Origin of the sequence: Bacillus sp. KH172YL63, from assembly GCF_011398925.1 — a bacterium.
GTDB lineage: Bacteria > Bacillota > Bacilli > Bacillales > Bacillaceae_B > Rossellomorea.
Genome location: NZ_AP022842.1, coordinates 4,087,535 through 4,108,289 on the forward strand (window position 1 = coordinate 4,087,535; position 20,755 = coordinate 4,108,289).

The following is a 20,755-nucleotide window of genomic DNA, read 5'->3' on the forward strand; positions in this document are numbered from 1 at the left end:
TGTTAAAATCCTGCCCGCAACAGAGATTTTGCCCCAGACCTTTTTCCCCTTTATAATAAGCGTTATGATGACAAATGTCGAAGTAAAAATGAAGGAGTTTATATTCTATGATTAAAATGTTCACAACCCAGTTAACGGGACTGTTCAAACGCATGTATGATAAACAGGAATTTGAAATCGAGGACGGTGCCCGCCTCCTCGCACAGGCTGCAATCGGCCAGGGAAACATCTATATTAAGGGATACGGCGAAATGGAAGCTGTCACTGCAGAAGCGCTATACGGTGCAGAGCCTCTGCCGTCTGCCAAAAGACTGGATGCTTCCACCACTATCACGGAAGCAGACCGCGTACTGATTCTTACCCGATTTTCAACCGATGAAGAAGCTGTGGCGCTCGGCCGTAAATTGGCCGATGCAGGCGTTCCATTTGTAGCAGTATCAGGTGTGGTGGAAGGAGAAGAGAGTCTCTTGAACCTTGCCGATGTACACCTTGATACAAAATTGATTAAGGGGATGCTTCCCGGCGAAGAAATCGGCGAGCGTGTCAGCTTCCCGTCCAGCATGGCTGCCCTTTACCTCTATTTCGCACTGGGCTTTGTGATCCGTGAGATGCTGGAGGAATATGAGGAATAGGAATCTGGAGGATGGAATTCCAGGGCAAATATACAAAATGTATTTTGTTTTTGAACACCACAGTTGATTTCCATGCAGGACCTTTCCTCGGGCGGAAGGCTATTCTAATAAATGCGTTGTTGTTTTATAATTTCGAGATATGGTCCCTGTCCAACCATGGAGGCGCTTCGACGCACCAAGTTTGCGAGAACAGCCTGTCTCTTCAAGCACTTCTATATTGAAAAATACACAAAAAAAGCTCTCCCGATAAAGGAGAGCTTTTTCTATGCCAATTTTATTTCCCGCCGTAAGCAAGTGACGCTTCCACGAAGTCTCTGAACAGAGGCTGTGGACGTGTCGGACGTGATGTGAACTCAGGATGGAATTGAGAAGCAACGAACCATGGGTGGTCGCTCAACTCGATGATTTCCACCAGGCGGCCATCCGGGCTTGTGCCTGAGAAGATGAAACCGGCTTTTTCCATTTGCTCACGGTAGTGATTGTTGAACTCGAAGCGGTGGCGGTGACGCTCGTATACCACTTCTCCATCGTAGGCTGTATAGGCTTTTGAACCTTTTGTCAGCTTACATGGATACAGTCCGAGGCGAAGTGTTCCGCCAAGGTCTTCGATGTCTTTTTGTTCCGGTAATAGATCGATGACCGGATATGGCGTTTCAGGATTCAACTCAGCAGAGTGAGCGCCTTCCAGACCAAGTACGTTACGTGCATACTCTACAGATGCAAGCTGCATTCCAAGGCAGATTCCGAGGAAAGGAATTTTATTTTCACGTGCGTATTGGGTAGCAGAGATCTTTCCTTCTACTCCACGGTCACCGAAGCCGCCAGGTACGAGGATTCCATCGACCCCTGCAAGCTTTTCAGCTACATTATCATTGTCAATCAGTTCAGAATTCAACCATCTTACTTCGATATCGCTGTCGAAGTGATACCCTGCGTGACGAAGTGCTTCCACAACGGAAATATACGCATCTTGTAATTCAACGTATTTACCGACAAGGGCGATCGTCGTTTTGCGGGACAGGTTCTTCACCCGGTCAACCAGTTCATTCCACTCGGTCATCTCTGCTTCGCGGCAGTCGAGCTTCAGGTGCTGACATGTGATTTCGTCAAGCTTCTGGTCCTGAAGTGCAAGTGGTACAGAGTATAATGTATCTGCGTCCATTGCTTCGATGACAGCATTTTTATCGATATCACAGAATAGGGCAATCTTATCCTTCATATCTTGCGTCATTGGCATTTCTGTACGAACGACAATGACATTTGGCTGGATGCCAAGGCTGCGCAGTTCTTTCACGCTGTGCTGAGTCGGCTTCGTCTTCATTTCACCGGCCGCCTTGATGTAAGGAACAAGCGTACAGTGGATGTACATGACATTGTCACGGCCCACGTCGCTCTTGATTTGACGGATCGCTTCAAGGAATGGAAGAGACTCAATATCCCCAACCGTTCCACCGATCTCTGTGATGACAACGTCTGAATTTGTTTCGCGGCCGGCACGGTAAACGCGCTCTTTGATTTCATTGGTGATGTGCGGGATGACCTGCACCGTTCCGCCAAGATAGTCACCGCGGCGCTCTTTTTTCAGAACCGTTGAATAGATTTTACCTGTTGTCACAGAGCTGTACTTCGTCAGATTGATATCAACGAAACGCTCATAGTGACCTAAGTCAAGATCCGTTTCCGCACCGTCGTCCGTTACGAATACTTCACCGTGCTGATAAGGACTCATCGTTCCCGGATCCACGTTGATGTATGGATCGAACTTCTGGATCGTGACGCTTACCCCACGGTTTTTTAATAGTCTTCCAAGGGACGCTGCTGTGATCCCTTTCCCTAGTGACGACACTACGCCGCCTGTTACGAAAATATACTTAGTCATGTATATGTCCCCCTTCAAAATATGTGTGGTTCAAAAAAAGTAGAGGGTGTCTATTTGTAGTCATGTCATGAATTTATCTTGTTCAAAGAAGGACAAGTCCATTCTTTTAAAATAAATCCATTTCCATAAACAGCTAAAGACAGCCTCTTATGATCAATATACATCCGAATGTAAGGGGTGAAACGTTACTCATAAAGGAAGTAAAAGCCCTGATGTGACAGTGTTTCTTCTTTATAAAAACAAAAAACGCCCCGCTTACAATCAAGTAAGGGGAGCGTGATATACGTTATTCGTCCTTTTTTAAGGAGCCCAAATAAAATACTACCTTCCGAGACGGAAGAAGTCAAGCATAGAATCATGTCGGAAAATGGAATGAATCCGGGATTATTTCTCCTCTTCTTCGTCCTCGTCATCTTCGTCCAATTCGTCAATGTCAAGATCCTCGTCATCTTCATCGATCTCAAGATCTTCATCCGTATCATCATCATCATCATCTGAAAGATCGTCCTCGTCATCTGTCAGATCATCTTCATCATCGGCATCATCCAGATCCTCATAATCAAGGTCTTCATCATCGAGGTCATCGAAATCTTCAAAGTCCAGATCTTCGTCATCGCTTTTCTTCGATTTTTTCTTCTTGCTTGATTTCATCGTAGGCACGGTTTCTTCCTCGATTTGATCAACAGGGTACCATTCACGAAGTCCCCATGTGTTGTCTCCCATTGCAAGGAAACGGCCATCGATGTTCATATCTGTGTAGAATTGAAGCAAACGGCTGCGTACCTCTTCATCGGAGATTTCAAGAAGACCCTTGATTTCCTTTACGATTTCTTCGAAGGCCATTGCCTTCTTCTTCGTTGCTAATATTTCATGTGCCAACTCAATAAAAGATGTTTGACGTAATTCTTCTTTGGATAACTGTTTTAGACTCACTTTACGCACTTCCTTTCTCTATTTCACACTCTACTTGGTAGAGTAAAAAAGGGCAAAAATTCTCCATTATCAATTTTAACCATATTAATCATTATAAACAATAAAAAAGACTTTATGCTATACCTATCTCGTAATTCTATCATTTTTTTCGCAGCCTGCTTCAGGAGGGTCTTCCGCCTTCCCCGGCCTCTTCTTTCTGACTATTCTTCAACACACGGTATGCTTCATAGAATAAATAGAAGGAAAACAGTAAGAAAGGGATTGCGCCCAGCTGAATCTGATATAAGAGGACCGCGATATAAATGATGATGATCAATGTTATGTAACGTAAAAGGGTCTTCACAGTTTCACATCCAAACGTTTGTATCGTCTCCGCTCACTAGTCTGACAATTCTCATTATATAGGAAATCCTACCCTATAACCATTAAGATCATGTTAAAAATTGGTTGATTCCGTATAAAGGATAGACGGTTTGGAGACTTTTTAAACTTGGCGGATGGATTTTACCTCTGAACGGCTTTCTTGAAAAAAGAGACCACTGCCTAGAACAGTAGTCTCATCTTCCTTTCAGTCGTTACATATTGCGGCGGTACTGTCCGCCCACTTCATAGAGGGCACGGGTAATTTGCCCGAGGCTTGCGACTTTGACCGTTTCCATCAGTTCTTCAAAGATATTGCCGCCGCCGACTGCCGCCTGCTTCAAACGGTTGAGGGCTTCTTCGGTTTTATCTTCGTGCTGTGATTGGAACTCCCGCAGGTTCTGAATTTGCGTTTCCTTTTCTTCCTTCGTCGCACGTGCGAGTTCCATGCTGTCCATCTGCTCTTCTGAAGGAGGATTCGGATTCAGATATGTGTTCACCCCGACGATCGGAAGCTCTCCCGAATGTTTCTTCATTTCGTAGAACATCGATTCTTCCTGGATTTTCCCGCGTTGATACTGGGTCTCCATCGAGCCGAGCACCCCGCCCCGGTCATTCAGGCGGTCAAATTCCGTCAACACCATTTCTTCAACAAGGTCGGTCAGCTCTTCGACGATGAACGATCCTTGAAGCGGATTTTCATTTTTTGATAATCCGTGTTCTTTTGTGATGATCATCTGGATCGCCATCGCCCGGCGAACCGATTCCTCGGTCGGTGTCGTGATCGCTTCATCATAGGCATTCGTATGCAGGGAGTTACAGTTATCCTGCAGGGCCATCAACGCTTGAAGTGTCGTGCGGATGTCATTGAAGTCAATTTCCTGGGCATGCAGGGAACGTCCTGATGTCTGGATGTGATACTTCAACTTTTGACTCCGTTCGTTCGCACCATATTTATCACGCATCACCGTTGACCAGATGCGGCGTGCCACACGGCCGATCACCGTATATTCAGGGTCGAGCCCGTTTGAGAAGAAGAAGGATAGGTTCGGTGCAAACGCATTGATGTCCATTCCACGGCTTAAGTAGTACTCCACATAAGTGAAGCCATTCGCCAATGTAAAGGCGAGCTGGGAAATCGGATTTGCTCCCGCTTCTGCAATATGGTAGCCGGAAATCGATACAGAGTAGTAGTTTCTCACTTTGTGATCAATGAAGTACTGCTGGATATCCCCCATCATGCGCAGGGCAAATTCCGTTGAGAAGATACAAGTGTTTTGTCCCTGGTCTTCTTTCAGGATATCTGCCTGAACCGTTCCCCGAACAACCTGCAGCGTCTGTTCCTTCACTTCCACATATTCCTCGACCGTAAGCACGCGGCCAAGCTCTTCTTCCTTCATGCGGATCTGCTGATCAATTGCTGTATTCATGTACATGGCAAGGATGATCGGTGCCGGGCCGTTGATTGTCATTGAAACCGACGTGGACGGTGCACACAGATCGAAGCCCGCGTACAGCTTCTTCATGTCTTCAAGCGTACAGATGCTGACGCCGCTCTCCCCGACTTTTCCATAGATGTCAGGACGGTGGTCCGGATCTTCCCCGTACAATGTCACCGAATCAAATGCCGTACTGAGTCGCTTCGCATCATCATCCTTCGACAGATAGTGGAAGCGGCGGTTCGTCCGTTCCGGTGTCCCTTCCCCTGCGAACTGGCGCTTCGGATCTTCCCCTTTCCGTTTAAAAGGAAACACGCCTGCTGTATAAGGGAATGAGCCTGGCACATTTTCTTTATACACCCAGTCAAGGATCTGGCCGTAGTCCTTATATTTCGGAAGCGACACTTTTGGGATATCGAGACCGGATAAGCTCTTTGTCTTTAATTCAGTGATAATCTCCTTATCACGGATTTTCGTGACAAACTGATCCTTGCTGTATGTCTCTTTCAAGCTGTCCCATTTTTGTAAAATCTGTTTTGATTCTGCTGTCAGCTTATTTTCGACTTCTTCTTTCAGCGTTTGAAGGGATGTGATGACCCCATCATTGGTTTCTTTTTCGTTTACTGCTTCGATCGCCCCTTCAAGCTGGAACAGCCTGCGTGCAAGCTTGACCTGCTCTTCGGCTTTTTTATGATAATGCCGCACCGTTTCGGCGATTTCACGGAGATAGTATCGGCGGTTGTTCGGGATGATGACGTTCTGCTTTTCCACGTCAGCATTTTTCGTGAATCCCGTCTTCCAGTCCAGCCCCATTTTCTTGTTCACCGTTTCAATGACCGCTGCAAACAGTGCGTTCGTTCCCGGGTCATTGAACTGACTTGCGATCGTGCCGTACACCGGCATGTCATCCAGGTCTTTGTCAAACAGCATATGACTGCGCTGATACTGCTTCTGCACCTGACGCCTTGCATCCTCCGAGCCTTTTCGCTCGAACTTATTGATGACGATCAAGTCTGCAAAGTCGATCATATCGATCTTCTCAAGCTGTGACGGCGCACCGAATTCACTCGTCATCACGTACATGGACATGTCGCAGATTTCAGCGATTTCCGCATCCCCCTGCCCGATTCCGCTCGTTTCAACGACGATCAGGTCATATCCTGCCGCCTTCACGACATTGATCGCATCCTTGATCGCAAGGGAAAGTTCCGTTTTCGACCCGCGTGTGGCAAGGCTTCGCATATAAACACGTGGATTGAAAATTGCATTCATACGGATCCGGTCCCCAAGAAGGGCCCCGCCCGTCTTTTGTTTCGTAGGATCGATGGACAAAATCGCGATTTTCTTCTCAGGAAGCTCGTTGATGAAGCGGCGGATGAGCTCATCAGTCAAGGAACTCTTCCCGGCGCCGCCTGTCCCGGTGATTCCGAGGACCGGTGCTTTTTTCGCCAGATTCTTGATTTCAGAGAAGACTGTCTGAGCCGTTGCCGCCACTTCTTCATTTGCCCCTACCTGGTACTCGGCGAGTGAGATCAACTTGGAAACTGTATTCACATTCCCGCTGGACAGCTTCTCCACTTCTTGATTCAAACTCCCTTTGATTGTCGGGAAATCACATTCTTCGATCATATCGTTGATCATGCCTTGAAGACCCTGCGTCCGTCCGTCTTCAGGAGAGAAAATGCGGGCGATCCCGTATTCATGAAGCTCTTTGATTTCCCTCGGGATGATGACACCGCCCCCTCCGCCATAGATGCGGATGTGGGATGCCCCTCTTTCTTTTAGCAGGTCGTACATATATTTGAAGTATTCGACGTGACCGCCCTGATAAGATGAAATCGCAATCCCCTGAACATCTTCTTGAATAGCGGCATTGACGACTTCTTCCACAGAACGGTTGTGGCCCAAGTGGATCACTTCCGCCCCACTTGCCTGAATGATCCGGCGCATTATGTTGATCGACGCGTCATGTCCGTCGAACAGACTCGATGCCGTGACGAAACGGACATGATGCTTTGGTTTATAAATCTCAACCGTGCTCATATTACTCCCCCTGTTCTCCCTTGTTTTTCAAATCCGATGATGCCTGTAAAGAGCAGTTCGATTTGAAGCTCGATATATTCCTCAAGCGTAAACCGCTTTTGCATCGCCCAGCGACGGAATCCCCACATCTGTCCCTGGACGAACACATTTTGAGCAAGCATATGGATCTGATTCGCATCAAGCTCAAGCTTTCCGCTTTCCACGCAGCCCTTGATGAGGTCTTCCACCATCCCGACCATCTCAAGTTCCTTCCTGAGGACGTACGGAAGGGCATCCTTCGATAACGACTTCGCTTCCTGATACATGACGAGTACCTCATCCTGCATCCTGTCCATCACCTGAAAATAATGGGCGATGCCAAGCCTCAGGCTTTCGATCGTCCCCTTGCCCACATCCAGCTTCTCAAGCTCCAGACGGACCTGCTCATAAATGCTGTCACACACCAAATACAAGACATCTTCCTTTGTTCGTATATATTCATACAGCGTTCCGATACTGAATCCGGCGGCCTTGGCAATCTCCCTTGTCGTGGTGCGATGAAACCCCTTTTGTTTAAACAAAGAGACGGCCCCCCGGATCATCTGGTCACGCCGCTTCTCCACCAAACGCTCATCCTTAACAGAAGCATGAACTTCCCTCTTCTTATCCAAAACAACCGACCGCCTTTACAATCCATTTCTCCCATTGACCCCAAACCATCTGCTTCATCCCCCAACAAAGCAGACGGCCTTTCATATGTGCAAGCACCGGGGCTGGCACGCTAACTGCTACGAAACCCTATTAAGCCCATTGGTGCCTAACACGATTTCAACCTTACCGCAGATTCTTCCAGCAGGGTCTCTCCAACAAAATCCCTTACTTCGTCACCATCCGTGAAATAACCAACCGCTGAATCTCCTGCGTCCCCTCATAAATCTGAGTAATCTTCGCATCACGCATATAGCGCTCTACAGGGTAGTCTTTCGTGTAGCCGTATCCGCCGAAGATTTGAACCGCTTCTGTCGTCACCTTCATCGCCGTATCCCCGGCCATCAGCTTCGACATCGCTGATTCTTTCCCGTACGGAAGGCCTTCAGACTCCAACCACGCAGCCTGGTAGGTTAATAGACGGGAAGCTTCAATGGACGTAGCCATATCTGCAATCTTGAATGAAATACCCTGGTTCGCAGCAATCGGCTTGCCGAACTGCTCACGCTCTTTTGCATATTCGACCGACGCATCCAGTGCCCCTTGTGCAATCCCCACTGCTTGAGCGGCGATGCCGTTTCGGCCTCCATCGAGGGTCATCATGGCAATCTTAAATCCATCTCCTTCATTCCCCAGCATATTCTCTTTAGGAACCTTACAATCTTCAAACACGATTTCAGTTGTTGGAGAGGAACGGATGCCCAGCTTCTTCTCTTTTTTGCCTACAGAGAACCCTTCGAAGCCTGCCTCTACGATGAACGCGCTCGTTCCACGCTGGCGTTGTGAAGGATCCGTTAAAGCAAACACAATGTACGTATCAGCGATCCCGCCGTTTGTGATGAAAATTTTAGAACCGTTCAATACGTAATGGTCTCCTTCCAAGCGGGCTGTTGTTTTCATCCCGCCTGCGTCAGATCCTGACCCCGGCTCTGTCAGTCCGTATGCACCGATTTTCTCACCCTGGGCCATTGGACGAAGATATTTCTGCTTTTGTTCTTCTGTACCGAATTTATATACCGGCCACCCTGCCAAGGATGTATGAGCGGATAACGTCACCCCTGTAGATGCACACACTCTTGAAAGCTCTTCTACAGCGATGCAGTACGCCAAATAATCGCTACCGATCCCGCCGTACTCTTCAGGCCAGGGAATCCCCGTCAATCCAAGCTCCGCCATCTTCTTGAATAAATCCATATCAAAGCGCTCTTCCTCATCCCGCTCAGCGGCAGTCGGTGCCACCTCATTCCGTGCAAAATCACGGACCATCTTACGAATCATCTCATGCTCTTCCGATAATCTAAAATTCATCTGGTATTCCTCCCCATATCTACTAAACTTCCGTGCGAATCATATATTCCAACTCGGGTGCCTGACAACAAGCCGGCGCCCAAAACACCCTACTTACTTACACCAGCAGATTCTTCCCAATCACTATCCGCTGAATCTCACTCGTACCCTCATAAATTTCCGTCACCTTCGCATCACGGAACAAGCGCTCAACCGGATATTCCTTCGTATAGCCATAACCCCCGTACACCTGGATCGCTTCCGTCGACACTTCAACCGCCGTTTTCGACGCGAACAGCTTTGCCATGCTCGCTTCTTTTCCGCAGGAGATGTTGTTGGAACGAAGATCGGCAGCCCGGTACACAAGGAGCTTAGCCCCTTCAACCGCAGTCGCCATATCGGCAAGCTTAAAGCCGATCCCCTGCTGGGCTGCAATCGGCTTCCCGAATTGCACACGTTCTTTCGCATACGCCGTTGAATAATCAAATGCCGCTTCAGCAATCCCCAGCGCCTGGGCAGCAATCCCGATCCGGCCCACATCCAGATTGGCCATCGCGATTTTAAAGCCTTCCCCTTCCTGGCCGAGAAGGTTCGCTTCAGGCACTAACATATCCTCGAATGTCAGCTGAACGGTCCGTGAACCGTGGAGGCCCATCTTATGTTCGTCCTTGCCGATGACAAGACCCGGCGTATCCTTCTCGACGATAAAGGCAGACACACCCCGGCTTCCCTTCAATGGATCCGTCGTGGCAAATACGATATATGTATCCGCTTCGCCACCATTTGTAATGAACACCTTCGATCCGTTCAACACGTAATGATCCCCACGCTTTTCAGCACGGGATTTCAGGCTTTTCGCGTCGGATCCTGCACTCGGCTCTGTCAGACAGAAAGCCCCCAGGTATTCCCCTGAAGCAAGCTTTGGAAGGTACTTTTGCTTCTGTTCCTCATTTCCGAAGTAAAGGATCGGATTCGTCCCCACCGACGTATGGACCGATAAGATGACCCCGATCGTCGCACTGACCTTCGAAAGCTCATGGATTGCAATAATATAAGAAGTGAAGTCCATCTCTGAGCCGCCGTACTTCTCAGGAACGGTGATCCCCATCAAGCCGAGCGCGGACATCTTGTTTAAGATTTCCCGCGGGAACTCCCCTTCTTCCATCTTCTCTATAAAAGGTTCGATCTCTGTTTGGGCAAAATCCCGAACCATCTTCCTCATCATCTGCTGTTCTTCCGTGAATCGTAACTCCATGCCTATCCCCCCTGATGTTCATCGTTGTCATTCGTATGAATAAAAGCCCCGTCCTGTCTTGCGGCCAAGCCAGCCAGCCTTCACATATTTGCGCAGAAGCGGGCACGGACGATATTTATCGTCACCAAAGCCTTCATGCAGCGTTTCCATGATATACAGGCATGTATCCAGACCGATGAAGTCTGCCAGAGTCAGCGGTCCCATCGGATGATTCATCCCAAGCTTCATCACTTCATCGATCGCTTCTTTACTCGCCACTCCTTCGTAAAGGGTATAAATCGCTTCATTGATCATCGGCATCAGGATCCTGTTCGAAACAAACCCTGGGAAATCCTCCACCTCAACCGGTACTTTATGAAGCGCCTTTGTCATATCCTCAATCACTTGATACACTTCATCCGTCGTGGCAAGCCCCCGGATGATTTCAACAAGCTTCATCACCGGCACAGGGTTCATGAAGTGCATCCCGATGACCTGGTGGGGACGCTTCGTCGCTGCAGCAATCTCCGTGATCGGCAGTGAAGACGTATTGGAAGCAAGGATGGTATGCCCCGGTGTGATCTCATCCAGCTGGGCGAAAATCTTTGTTTTGATTTCCATGTTCTCCACCGCTGCTTCGATGACAAGATCGACTTCCTTGGCATCCTGAATGTCTGTGGATGGAATCAGCCTGTTCACCGTTGCCGTTTTATCTTCTTCCGACATTCTTCCTTTTTCCACGGAGCGTGTCAGGTTCTTCGCGATGATCCCCATGCCCTTTTGGACAAATTCTTCTTTCAAATCGTTCAGATATACGCTGAAACCGGCCTGGGCACATACCTGGGCAATCCCTGATCCCATCTGTCCCGCACCGATGACCATGATCTTTTTGATATTCATTGTGTTCTCTCCTTCTTCATTGTGAAAATTTATATGGTTATGCGTCTCTAGCGTTTCGGAACCTCGATCATGATTGCATCTCCCTGACCGCCTCCGCTGCAGATCGACGCAATGCCGATGCCGCCGCCGCGGCGTTTCAGTTCGTATGCAAGTGTCAGGATGATGCGGGCTCCGCTTGCTCCGATCGGATGACCGAGTGCAACCGCCCCGCCGTTCACATTGACTTTTTCAGGATCGAGGCCGGCAATTTTTCCGCTCGTCAATGCGACTGCGGCGAACGCCTCGTTGATTTCAAACAGGTCGATGTCTTCAAGCGATTTGCCTGTTTTCTTAAGCAATTCATTGATGACAAGACCCGGTGTCTGCGGGAAATCCTTTGCTTCAACCGCTAGAGCAGTGTGACCGATGATCGTTGCCAGCGGCTGTTTACCTTCCCTTTCCGCTCTTTCTTCACTCATTAGCACCATGGCCGCTGCGCCGTCGTTGACCCCAGGTGCGTTCCCGGCAGTGATCGTACCTTCAGAACCGAAGACCGGTCCTAATTTAGCCAGCGCTTCGATCGATGTTTCCTTTCGTGGTGCTTCATCTTTATCAACCACCACTGGAGCGCCTTTTCGCTGCGGCACTTCGACGGCAACGATTTCTTCACCAAGCAGTCCTTCTTCAGTCGCTTTCACTGCCCGTTCATGGCTTCTCAGTGCCCATCTGTCCTGCTCTTCCCTTGATAACTCGAATTCCTTCGCTGTTTCGTTCCCGTACGTTCCCATGTGGACATGGTTGAAGCTGCACGTCAGTCCGTCGTGGACCATGGAGTCTTTCACCTGGGAGTCTCCCATCTTAAATCCCCAGCGCGCTTTCGGCAGGAGGTACGGTGCATTTGACATCGACTCCATGCCGCCTGCCACGATGACTTCACCGTCGCCTGCACGGATGATTTGATCGGCAAGCGTCACGCTGCGCATCCCTGAAGCACATACTTTGTTGATCGTTTCCGTTTTGACATTCCAGGGAAGGCCCGCATGCCGTGAAGCCTGGCGGGAAGGAATCTGCCCCTGTCCCCCTTGTAAGACCGACCCAAGGATGACTTCCTCTACCTCGTCACCCTTCACATCTGCACGGCTCAATGCTTCCTTCACGGCAAAACCGCCAAGCTCTGCTGCAGTGAACTGGCTCAATCCCCCTCCGAATTTCCCAAAAGGTGTTCTCGCTCCGTCTAAAATGACCGTTTTTCCCATCTCAATCGCTCTCCTTTTTATATGAAAGTTCATTTCCGATAGATTTGTATACGCTTTCAATTTCCGTTAAAAAAATTTGAAACGATTCTCGACTGAACGCTCGCTCAACGCATATTCACAAGAGAAGGGACAGTTTTTGTCCCTTATATACTTCTTATTGTACTCCAAATTCCCATCGAACGTAATGATTTTTTAGAAAGTTTTTATTTTTCTATACAATTTATTATTGCAGAAAAATAATAGGAGTGAAACGCAATAGAGACTATTTTGTTTCACTCCTGTTTTTTACATGTTGATAAGGTAAACGTGCCGATCAATCATTATCAAAATGATAATATTCTTTTTATGAAGCAGCCGGTTGATCTGTTTGATCGCCGCACACTGCTTTTTCGAGGATTTCTGCTACGTCGAGTGTGGAAACCTTCTCTTCCACTTCCTTCGCTTTCGTACCATCGGACAGCATCGTCAGGCAGTAAGGGCATCCTGAGCTGATGACGGAAGGATTGACCGCAAGCGCCTGTTCGGTACGTGAAACGTTGACGCGGTGACCTGCGTCTTCCTCCATCCACATCAAGCCTCCGCCGGCTCCACAGCACATGCCTTTTTCCCTGTTGCGTTCAATCTCGACAAGCTTCACGCCGGTGATCGATTTCAGGATTTCACGTGGTGGATCATACACCTCGTTGTAGCGGCCGAGGTAACAGGAGTCGTGGAATGTGATCGTTTCGTTCACTTCGTACTGCGGCTTCAAACGGCCTTCCTGCACGAGCTGATGAAGAAGCTCTGTATGATGGTAGACCTCTGCTTCCAACCCGAAGTCAGGATACTCATTTTTGAAAATATTATAAGCATGCGGATCGATTGTCACGATCTTCTTGATTTCATTCTTTTCAAACTCGGCGATGTTCTGGCCTGCAAGCTCCTGGAACAGGAATTCATTCCCGAGACGGCGCGGTGTATCACCGGAGTTCTTCTCTTTATTTCCAAGGATCGCGAACTTCACTCCCGCTTCATTCATCAGCTTGGCAAAGGATAGCGCAATCTTTTGACTTCGATTATCAAATGAACCCATGGATCCGACCCAGAATAGGAATTCGAAGTCTTCTCCCGCTTTTTTCATTTCTTTTACCGTAGGGATCGTGACGTCTTCTCTCGCTTCACGCCAGTTTTCACGTTCTTTACGGTTCAGACCCCAAGGATTCCCCTGGCGCTCGATGTTCTGCATGGCGCGCTGTGCGTCTGCATCCATCTTTCCTTCCGTGAGGACGAGGTAACGGCGAAGGTCGATGATTTTATCAACGTGTTCGTTCATGACCGGACATTGATCTTCACAGTTCCGGCACGTCGTACATGCCCAGATTTCTTCTTCCGTGATGACGTCCCCGATCAGGCTCGGGCTGTAAGTCGCACCAGCAGCCGCTTCTTCCGCAGCCTGGGTCGCGCCTGCCATCGCAAGCTGATTCCCTTTCGTGCCGTTGAATGCGAATGTCGGTACCCAGGGTTTCTTCTGGGTGACGACCGCACCGTGGTTCGTCAGGTTATCCCTCAGCTTCACAATCAGGTCCATCGGGGACAGCATCTTCCCTGTTCCCGTAGCCGGACACATATTCGTACAGCGTCCGCATTCCACGCATGCGTAGAAATCGATCATTTGATGCTGTGTGAATTCTTCGATTTTCCCTACCCCGAAGCTTTCCGCTGATTCGTCTTCGAAATCAATCGGCTTCAACTTCCCTGGGTTATCCAACCGGTTGAAATAAACGTTGGCAGGTCCTGCGATCAAGTGAGCGTGCTTCGATTGCGGCACATACACAAGGAATGCCAGTAAGAATAAGAGGTGGATCCACCAAGCCACATAGAAGATGACGATGGATGCCGTTTCCCCGATTGCGCCAAGTGCCCCTCCAATCAGGGATGCAACCGGCTCTGTCCAAGACAGTTCTTCACCGTGCCAGATGAGCCCCATCCCGTTTCCGACGAGCACTGATAACATCAGACCGCCGATGAATAACAGGACCAAGCCTGACTTGAAGCCCCTCTTTAAACGAACCAGCTTTTCCACATAGCGGCGGTGGAAAGCCCATACAACCGCTACCAGGATCATCAATGTGACAAGTTCCTGGAAGAACGTGAAGCCTGGATATAATGGACCGAGCGGCAGATGGCTTCCTGGAGCCAGTCCTTTCCAGATGAAATCAATCGCCCCGAATTGAACCAGGATAAACCCATAGAAGAACATGACGTGGATCGCACCACTTTTCTTATCCTTCAAAAGCTTCTTCTGTCCGAAGACATTGACCAGGATCTTCTGGAATCGCTCTTTGAACCGCTTGTCGAACTCGACTTTTTTCCCGAGCTTAATATATTCAATTCTCGTCTTTACTACATACACGAACAAGCTAAGTGCGTAAACGGTTACAAGAATGAATGCAACCCAATTGAGAATGAGCAACCCATTCATAACAAACACTCCCCCTACTTTGGCCTAAATTGAACTTCCCCTTTGTTCAAACTTTTATAAACCAAATTAATATTCTGAATAGTTCATATATCCATTATATTATGAATGAGCATTCAGTCAATGGTTTTTCCAAAGAAAATGAAAACCTTTTCATTTGGTGGTGTGAAAGAAATAGGTCTTTTGTATACCTCGCAGGTTTCAATCTCGCTCCTTAATGGGAAAAGAAGAATGGATGCAACGAAAGACAATTTAAGGACATACTAAATTCAATGCAGATGAGAGAGTGATGTTATGTGGTGGTTAATCCCATTATTCATAGTGACGGCCGTTATTGCCTGGCTGTTGATCGATTTTAAATTAGGAAGAAGTCAATTCATCCGTACGCGGACGAGGAGGGATTACGAAAAGCGTCACAGCGACATCCGGCTGTTTTCCAGGGGGCCGGAGCTTTTCGATGTCATGTTCAAGGAAATAAAAGAAGCGGATTCCTCCATCCATGTCTTGTTTTATATCGTACAGGATGATCACTTTGCCTTGAGGTTCATGGAATTATTAAAAGAAAAAGCAAAGGAAGGCGTGGAAGTCCGCCTGCTGATGGACCAAATCGGAAGCCATAATGTGCCGAAATCGGAAGTCCGGGAGCTGCGGGATGCAGGTGTGGAAGTCGACTTCTGCAGGAGGGTAAAGCCCCCTTATTTCTTCTTTTCCTCCCAACAGCGGAACCACCGGAAAATTACCGTCATCGACGGAAAGATCGGATACCTGGGCGGCTATAATATCGGGAAGGAATACATCGATGAAAACGACATACCTGAACTGTCCCCGTGGAGGGATTATCATCTCCGCCTTGAAGGCGAAGGCGTCCACGACCTGCAGACCGAGTACTGTATCGACTGGTTCCGTGCAACCGGAAAAGAACTGAGAAATGATGAACAGTATTTCCCTCCAGCCGGAAAAGGGAGCTGTCAGCATCAGATTTTCCCGACCGAAGGCGTCAATATCGAGGATTTCTTTAAAAAGTTCATAGACGGCGCCCGTGAAGAAGTAATCATCGGCACCCCTTACTTCATCCCGACCCCGATCTTGATGGATGCACTGTGCAATGCCCTCGACCGTGGCGTTCAGGTAAGGGTCATCATCCCAAATTATGCAGACCATATGCTCGTGAAGGAAGCGGCCTTCCCTTATTTCAGGACGCTGCTGTCAAAGGGTGCGAAGGTATATCAATTCATGAACGGCTTTTACCATGCGAAGGTGTTGATCGTCGATAACCACTTCTGCGATATCGGTACGGCCAACTTCGACAAACGGAGCTTTTTTATCAACTTTGAAATCAACAACCTGATTTTCGATGAAGGCTTCATCCAGACGCTGAAGAAGGAAATGAAAAAAGACATGGAGGCTTCCGATCCATTAAGCGAATCAGATCTTGCTTCCGTTTCCCTCCTCACCCGCGTGAAGGAAAAAATCGCTTCATCGATCTCAATCTTACTCTAGGGGGAAGGCACATGAGAGTACGACTTGGATTTGTGGCTAACTCCCTCTCATTATGGGACGCAAGCCCTGCCAAAACCATGACGTTCAAACGATATACAGAATGCCCTAAGAATGAGCGGCTGGAGCGATTGAAGGAAGTGACAAGATTGAATCTTGCCCACACGAAACGGATCCTCTACCTCTGTGCCGCCCATGAAATCAAGCTCTACCGATTATCGAGCTCCCTTGTCCCCCTTGCCACCCATCCGGAAGCGGCATGGGATTTCCATACCCCTTTTCAAAAAGAATGGAAGGAAATCGGGGACCTTATCAAACAGTTCGGGATCCGGGCGAGCTTCCACCCGAATCAGTTCACCCTGTTCACCAGCCCGAAACAGCATGTGACCGACAATGCGGTAAAAGATATGGTCTATCATTATCACATGCTTGAATACATGGGCATCGAAAAAGAAGGCGTCATCAATATCCATATCGGAGGAAGCTACGGAGATAAAGAAGCGACGCTCGTGCGCTTTCATGAAAATATCAAAAGCCTGCCTCCGGATATTAAAGAAATCATGACCCTCGAGAACGATGACAAAACGTATACGGTCGAAGAAACATTGGAGGCTTGTCAGAAAGAAGACATCCCCATGGTCCTCGATATCCATCACCATGAGGCCAATCCCGATGAAAAGCCGCTTGAGGATCAACTGGAAGACATCTTTGCCACCTGGGACAGGCGGGACCTGGTCCCTAAAATACATATCTCCTCCCCCAAATCGGACAAAGCCTTCCGCTCCCACGCTGACCTCGTCGATCCAGGTTTTGTGGAACCCTTCTTCAAAACGCTGAAGGCCACCGGTCAGGACGCGGATTTCATGATTGAAGCAAAGCACAAGGATTTGGCCATGCTGAAGCTGATAGACGACCTGGCTTCCATCCGCGGGGTGAAGCGCGTCGACGGTGGGACGCTTGAGTGGTAGACGGACATGTGGGTGTCCGTCTTTTTTAGTTCCTCCCCCTCCCTCTATCCGATATACTTACCTCAAAGGGGGAATGGAAGATGGATAAGCTTTGCCTTTCATGGAGCGGCGGACGGGACAGTATGATGATGCTTCATGAAGTAATGAAAAATGAACGTGTACACGGTCTTTTCACCACATTCTTGAAGGAAACGGAACGGATGATGATGCATGAAGTGCCTTTTTCTCTTGTGCAAAAGCAGGCTCACGAATTGGGGCTGCCTCTTTATCCGGTTTGGTTTGAAGATACGCTTGATAATAAGCAATATGAACAAGTCATGAAGGGTGCATTAGAAAAGCTTCAGGGGGATGGTTTCACCCATATGGGCTTCGGGGACCTCTTCTTAGAGGATATCCGGGCATACCGGGAAGAGCAAATGAAAGAAAGCGGGCTTGATCTTGTATTCCCATTATGGGGAAGGGATACACAGTCACTGTCACAGACATTCTTAAAGGAGGGCTACAGAGCCGTGATTGTCTGCGTCGACGAAGAGCAGCTTGATCCCCGGTTTCTTGGGCGCGTCTACGATGAAGATTTTCTTCGTGACCTTCCCGACTCTGTTGACCCTTGCGGGGAGAATGGTGAATTCCACAGCTTTGTGTTTGACGGCCCGGCATTCCGGGAACCGGTGGCTTACACCATCGACGGAACCTACCGGAAGTGGGACCGGTTTTCTTATGTAAGAATCACTTAAAGACCGATTCAATCCAAGGCTGGATTGCCATGAATGCCTTGAACCCAAGGTAGATCCCCACAATGCCTGCAATGCCGGCAAGCGCTGGCGGCGCAGGAATGGGGAGTTTGAAAAGCGCAAATATGAACCCAACTAAAAATCCAGTTACAATCGCTAACACAACCGTTTTCATAATAGCCTCCTGAACATTTTGTCTTCTACTATTATACGTTAAATCAGGAAAATTATAAGAAAAAGGTCCACCCTTTGAGGGACGGACCTTTTGCTATGTTCATTACATTTTTTCCGGTGCATCTACCCCGATCAGGGCAAGTGCATTTTGCAATGTGACGCGCACCACTTTTACAAGTGCAAGACGTGCAGTCGTCAGTTCGCGGTTTTCATCATCCAATACTTTATTGGCATTGTAGAAGCTGTGGAAAGCTGATGCCAGATCATTGATATAATTCGCTACACGGTGAGGTGTGCGTTTTTCTGCCGAGTCGGCGATCATTTGTGGGAATTCACCTAACTTCTTCAGTAAATCCACTTCTTTTTCAGTGCCGATCAGCTTCAGGTCGATCTTGTCTTCAGACGCAAGCCCCTGCTCTTCAGCCTGGCGTAGGATGGAGCAAATGCGGGCATGGGCATACTGGGCATAGTACACAGGATTTTCATTGGACTGGGAAACCGCCAAGTCCAGATCAAAGTCCATATGGGTATCGGCACTTCTCATCGCGAAGAAGTAACGTACCGCATCAAGGCCGACTTCCTCTACAAGCTCGCGTAACGTCACAGCTTTACCTGTACGCTTACTCATCTTCATCTTTTCACCATTTTTATAAAGGTGCACAAGTTGGATGACTTCTACTTCCAGCTTGTCACGATCAAAGCCGAGTGCTTCGATGGCTGCCTTCATACGGGGGATGTATCCGTGGTGGTCCGCTCCCCAGATGTTGATCAGCACGTCATGGCCCCGCTCGAACTTATCCTGGTGATAAGAAATGTCTGGAGTCAGGTATGTGTACGTCCCGTCATTCTTGATCAGAACACGGTCCTTGTCATCGCCAAGTTCAGTTGAACGGAACCATGTAGCACCGTCCTCTTCGTAGACGTGACCGTTTTCTTTCAGCTTATCGAGTGCTGCATCGATTTTCCCGTTTTCGTACAGGGATGTCTCGGAATACCACACGTTGAAAGGTACACGGAACATTTCAAGGTCCTTCTGAAGTTTTGCCATCTCGACCTTCAGACCGTATTCACGGAAAAACTTGTAGCGCTCTTCATCGCTTACTTCTGCATATTTAGAGCCGTATTCTTCAACAAGCTTCTTCCCGATCCCGATGATGTCCGCACCATGGTACCCGTCCTCAGGCATCGCCTTGTCTTGTCCAAGTGCCTGGAAGTAACGTGCTTCAACAGAGATTGCCAGGTTGTGGATCTGGTTTCCGGCGTCATTGATATAATATTCGCGTGTTACTTGATAACCGGCCTTTTCAAGGACGTTACAGAGAGAGTCACCGACCGCCGCTCCACGGGCATGTCCAAGGTGAAGATCCCCGGTAGGGTTGGCAGATACGAACTCGACGTTCACACGCTCACCATTTCCGGCATTCGATTGACCGTACTCCTGATCTTGATCAAGGATCAATGGGATTAAGTCTGTTAAGTATGCATTGTTCATGTAGAAGTTAATGAATCCTGGGCCTGCGATCTCCATTTTTTCGATGGAAGCCTTCGACTGGTCGAAGTTTGCAACGATGTCGTCTGCGATCATGCGGGGCGCTTTCTTCGCGACACGGGCAAGCTGCATCGCCATGTTCGTCGAATAATCCCCGTGTGATTTTTCCTTCGGGATCTCAAGGATGACATCAGGGATCTGATCCTCTGTTGCAAGTCCCGCTTTCAGGACCGCGGCTTTGATTTCTGCTTTCAGGTTTTCTTGTACTTTTTCAACGATATTCATGCTTCTATGCTTCCTCCTTATAGTGAATGGACATCACATAATCCCCAACGGGACTGTCTTGCATCTTTAACTCGTAAGAAAGGCTGAAATCCCCTTCCAGTTTTGACTCATTTTGTGTATGTGAAAGTTGTTTGGTTTTGGTTGTAAGCAGCAGTGTGCCAAGCTGGCTTTCGTATGAGCCGTTCTGCTCCTCTGACTCATTAAAGGCCATCCTCATCTTCACGGCACCGCTTCTCAGGATGAGGGCTTGAGTGTCGGTTACTTTGACAATCGTATGAGTGGTCCCTTCCTCTTGAACCTCATCATACTTAAGAAAAACCGCATCTCCTTTTTCATAGTATCGACCGAATGATACCAATTCAAAAGAGTCACTTTCTTCTCCTATCGTGATTTTGGTTTTCAAGTGAACCTTGACAGGGGTAAAATCTGTTTTTGCCGTCAAACCACTCACATCCTTTTCTTTATTAGGGTCCGATCAAGTGACAGGTCCGTCCCCGGTAGAGACGTGCCTTCCTTCTAACTAA

General features: G+C 48.4%; 17 protein-coding genes. 4 read left to right on the plus strand and 13 right to left on the minus strand.

Annotated elements, in window-relative coordinates:
- Positions 1-107 precede the first annotated feature (107 nt).
- Entirely contained in the window at positions 108-632 is a 525-nt protein-coding gene (locus tag KH172YL63_RS20750; RefSeq protein WP_173107858.1) for a DUF2529 domain-containing protein, read from the plus strand.
- A 274-nt stretch (positions 633-906) separates the two neighbouring features.
- Here KH172YL63_RS20750 and KH172YL63_RS20755 read toward each other — a convergent pair whose 3' ends face one another.
- From KH172YL63_RS20755 to KH172YL63_RS20800, 10 genes are all read right to left on the minus strand, one after another.
- Entirely contained in the window at positions 907-2,511 is a 1,605-nt protein-coding gene (locus KH172YL63_RS20755; RefSeq protein ID WP_173107859.1) for a CTP synthase, read from the minus strand.
- 384 nt (positions 2,512-2,895) lie between these two features.
- Positions 2,896-3,444, minus strand: a complete 549-nt coding sequence (rpoE, locus tag KH172YL63_RS20760) for a DNA-directed RNA polymerase subunit delta (RefSeq protein ID WP_173107860.1) — start codon at positions 3,442-3,444, stop codon at positions 2,896-2,898.
- A 160-nt stretch (positions 3,445-3,604) separates the two neighbouring features.
- Positions 3,605-3,787 carry a hypothetical protein gene (locus KH172YL63_RS20765; RefSeq protein WP_173107861.1) on the minus strand — a complete coding sequence of 61 codons (183 nt, stop codon included), beginning with the start codon at positions 3,785-3,787 and terminating at the stop codon, positions 3,605-3,607.
- Positions 3,788-4,019: 232 nt separating this feature from the next.
- A complete protein-coding gene (gene icmF / locus KH172YL63_RS20770; RefSeq protein ID WP_173107862.1) occupies positions 4,020-7,286 on the minus strand; it encodes a fused isobutyryl-CoA mutase/GTPase IcmF in 3,267 nt (1,088 codons plus the stop codon).
- Positions 7,283-7,936, minus strand: coding sequence for a TetR/AcrR family transcriptional regulator (locus KH172YL63_RS20775; protein WP_232066070.1), 654 nt, complete (start codon positions 7,934-7,936; stop codon positions 7,283-7,285). The genes icmF and KH172YL63_RS20775 overlap by 4 nt, the downstream gene beginning before the upstream one ends.
- A gap of 205 nt (positions 7,937-8,141) precedes the next feature.
- Entirely contained in the window at positions 8,142-9,281 is a 1,140-nt protein-coding gene (locus tag KH172YL63_RS20780) for an acyl-CoA dehydrogenase (RefSeq protein WP_173107863.1), read from the minus strand.
- Positions 9,282-9,378: 97 nt separating this feature from the next.
- Entirely contained in the window at positions 9,379-10,515 is a 1,137-nt protein-coding gene (locus KH172YL63_RS20785) for an acyl-CoA dehydrogenase (protein ID WP_173107864.1), read from the minus strand.
- 27 nt (positions 10,516-10,542) lie between these two features.
- Positions 10,543-11,394 carry a 3-hydroxybutyryl-CoA dehydrogenase gene (locus KH172YL63_RS20790; RefSeq protein WP_173107865.1) on the minus strand — a complete coding sequence of 284 codons (852 nt, stop codon included), beginning with the start codon at positions 11,392-11,394 and terminating at the stop codon, positions 10,543-10,545.
- 47 nt (positions 11,395-11,441) lie between these two features.
- Positions 11,442-12,629, minus strand: coding sequence for an acetyl-CoA C-acetyltransferase (locus KH172YL63_RS20795; protein WP_173107866.1), 1,188 nt, complete (start codon positions 12,627-12,629; stop codon positions 11,442-11,444).
- Positions 12,630-12,972: 343 nt separating this feature from the next.
- Positions 12,973-15,090, minus strand: coding sequence for a 4Fe-4S dicluster domain-containing protein (locus KH172YL63_RS20800; RefSeq protein WP_173107867.1), 2,118 nt, complete (start codon positions 15,088-15,090; stop codon positions 12,973-12,975).
- 291 nt (positions 15,091-15,381) lie between these two features.
- Between KH172YL63_RS20800 and cls the strand changes: the two genes are divergently transcribed.
- The 3 genes from cls to KH172YL63_RS20815 all read left to right on the plus strand — a co-directional run bounded on the left by cls (position 15,382) and on the right by KH172YL63_RS20815 (position 18,286).
- Positions 15,382-16,587, plus strand: coding sequence for a cardiolipin synthase (cls, locus tag KH172YL63_RS20805; protein WP_173107868.1), 1,206 nt, complete (start codon positions 15,382-15,384; stop codon positions 16,585-16,587).
- Between the two features lie 11 nt (positions 16,588-16,598).
- Entirely contained in the window at positions 16,599-17,552 is a 954-nt protein-coding gene (gene uvsE, locus KH172YL63_RS20810) for a UV DNA damage repair endonuclease UvsE (RefSeq protein WP_173107869.1), read from the plus strand.
- A gap of 80 nt (positions 17,553-17,632) precedes the next feature.
- Positions 17,633-18,286 (plus strand): Dph6-related ATP pyrophosphatase, encoded by a 654-nt coding sequence (locus KH172YL63_RS20815; RefSeq protein WP_173107870.1) that lies wholly within the window; start codon positions 17,633-17,635, stop codon positions 18,284-18,286.
- On the opposite strand, the gene KH172YL63_RS20820 is transcribed toward KH172YL63_RS20815, so the two are convergent.
- The 3 genes from KH172YL63_RS20820 to KH172YL63_RS20830 form a co-directional block, all read right to left on the minus strand.
- Positions 18,279-18,458 carry a XapX domain-containing protein gene (locus tag KH172YL63_RS20820; protein ID WP_032086963.1) on the minus strand — a complete coding sequence of 60 codons (180 nt, stop codon included), beginning with the start codon at positions 18,456-18,458 and terminating at the stop codon, positions 18,279-18,281. The two genes, KH172YL63_RS20815 and KH172YL63_RS20820, sit on opposite strands and share 8 nt — an antisense overlap.
- A 102-nt stretch (positions 18,459-18,560) precedes the next feature.
- Positions 18,561-20,231, minus strand: coding sequence for an arginine--tRNA ligase (argS, locus tag KH172YL63_RS20825; protein WP_173107871.1), 1,671 nt, complete (start codon positions 20,229-20,231; stop codon positions 18,561-18,563).
- A 4-nt stretch (positions 20,232-20,235) separates the two neighbouring features.
- Positions 20,236-20,673: a YwiB family protein gene (locus KH172YL63_RS20830; RefSeq protein WP_232066071.1), complete on the minus strand. Its 438-nt coding sequence runs from the start codon at positions 20,671-20,673 to the stop codon at positions 20,236-20,238.
- Between the last annotated feature and the right edge of the window lie 82 nt (positions 20,674-20,755).

Coding starts and splice junctions, on each gene's coding strand:
- cls (WP_173107868.1), top strand. CDS start 15,382: ATGTGGTGGTTAATCCCATTATTCATAGTGACGGCCGTTATTGCCTGG.
- KH172YL63_RS20755 (WP_173107859.1), bottom strand. CDS start 2,511: ATGACTAAGTATATTTTCGTAACAGGCGGCGTAGTGTCGTCACTAGGG.
- icmF (WP_173107862.1), bottom strand. CDS start 7,286: ATGAGCACGGTTGAGATTTATAAACCAAAGCATCATGTCCGTTTCGTC.
- KH172YL63_RS20800 (WP_173107867.1), bottom strand. CDS start 15,090: ATGAATGGGTTGCTCATTCTCAATTGGGTTGCATTCATTCTTGTAACC.
- KH172YL63_RS20795 (WP_173107866.1), bottom strand. CDS start 12,629: ATGGGAAAAACGGTCATTTTAGACGGAGCGAGAACACCTTTTGGGAAA.
- KH172YL63_RS20815 (WP_173107870.1), top strand. CDS start 17,633: ATGGATAAGCTTTGCCTTTCATGGAGCGGCGGACGGGACAGTATGATG.
- uvsE (WP_173107869.1), top strand. CDS start 16,599: ATGAGAGTACGACTTGGATTTGTGGCTAACTCCCTCTCATTATGGGAC.
- KH172YL63_RS20790 (WP_173107865.1), bottom strand. CDS start 11,394: ATGAATATCAAAAAGATCATGGTCATCGGTGCGGGACAGATGGGATCA.
- KH172YL63_RS20750 (WP_173107858.1), top strand. CDS start 108: ATGATTAAAATGTTCACAACCCAGTTAACGGGACTGTTCAAACGCATG.
- KH172YL63_RS20820 (WP_032086963.1), bottom strand. CDS start 18,458: ATGAAAACGGTTGTGTTAGCGATTGTAACTGGATTTTTAGTTGGGTTC.
- KH172YL63_RS20780 (WP_173107863.1), bottom strand. CDS start 9,281: ATGAATTTTAGATTATCGGAAGAGCATGAGATGATTCGTAAGATGGTC.
- argS (WP_173107871.1), bottom strand. CDS start 20,231: ATGAATATCGTTGAAAAAGTACAAGAAAACCTGAAAGCAGAAATCAAA.
- KH172YL63_RS20785 (WP_173107864.1), bottom strand. CDS start 10,515: ATGGAGTTACGATTCACGGAAGAACAGCAGATGATGAGGAAGATGGTT.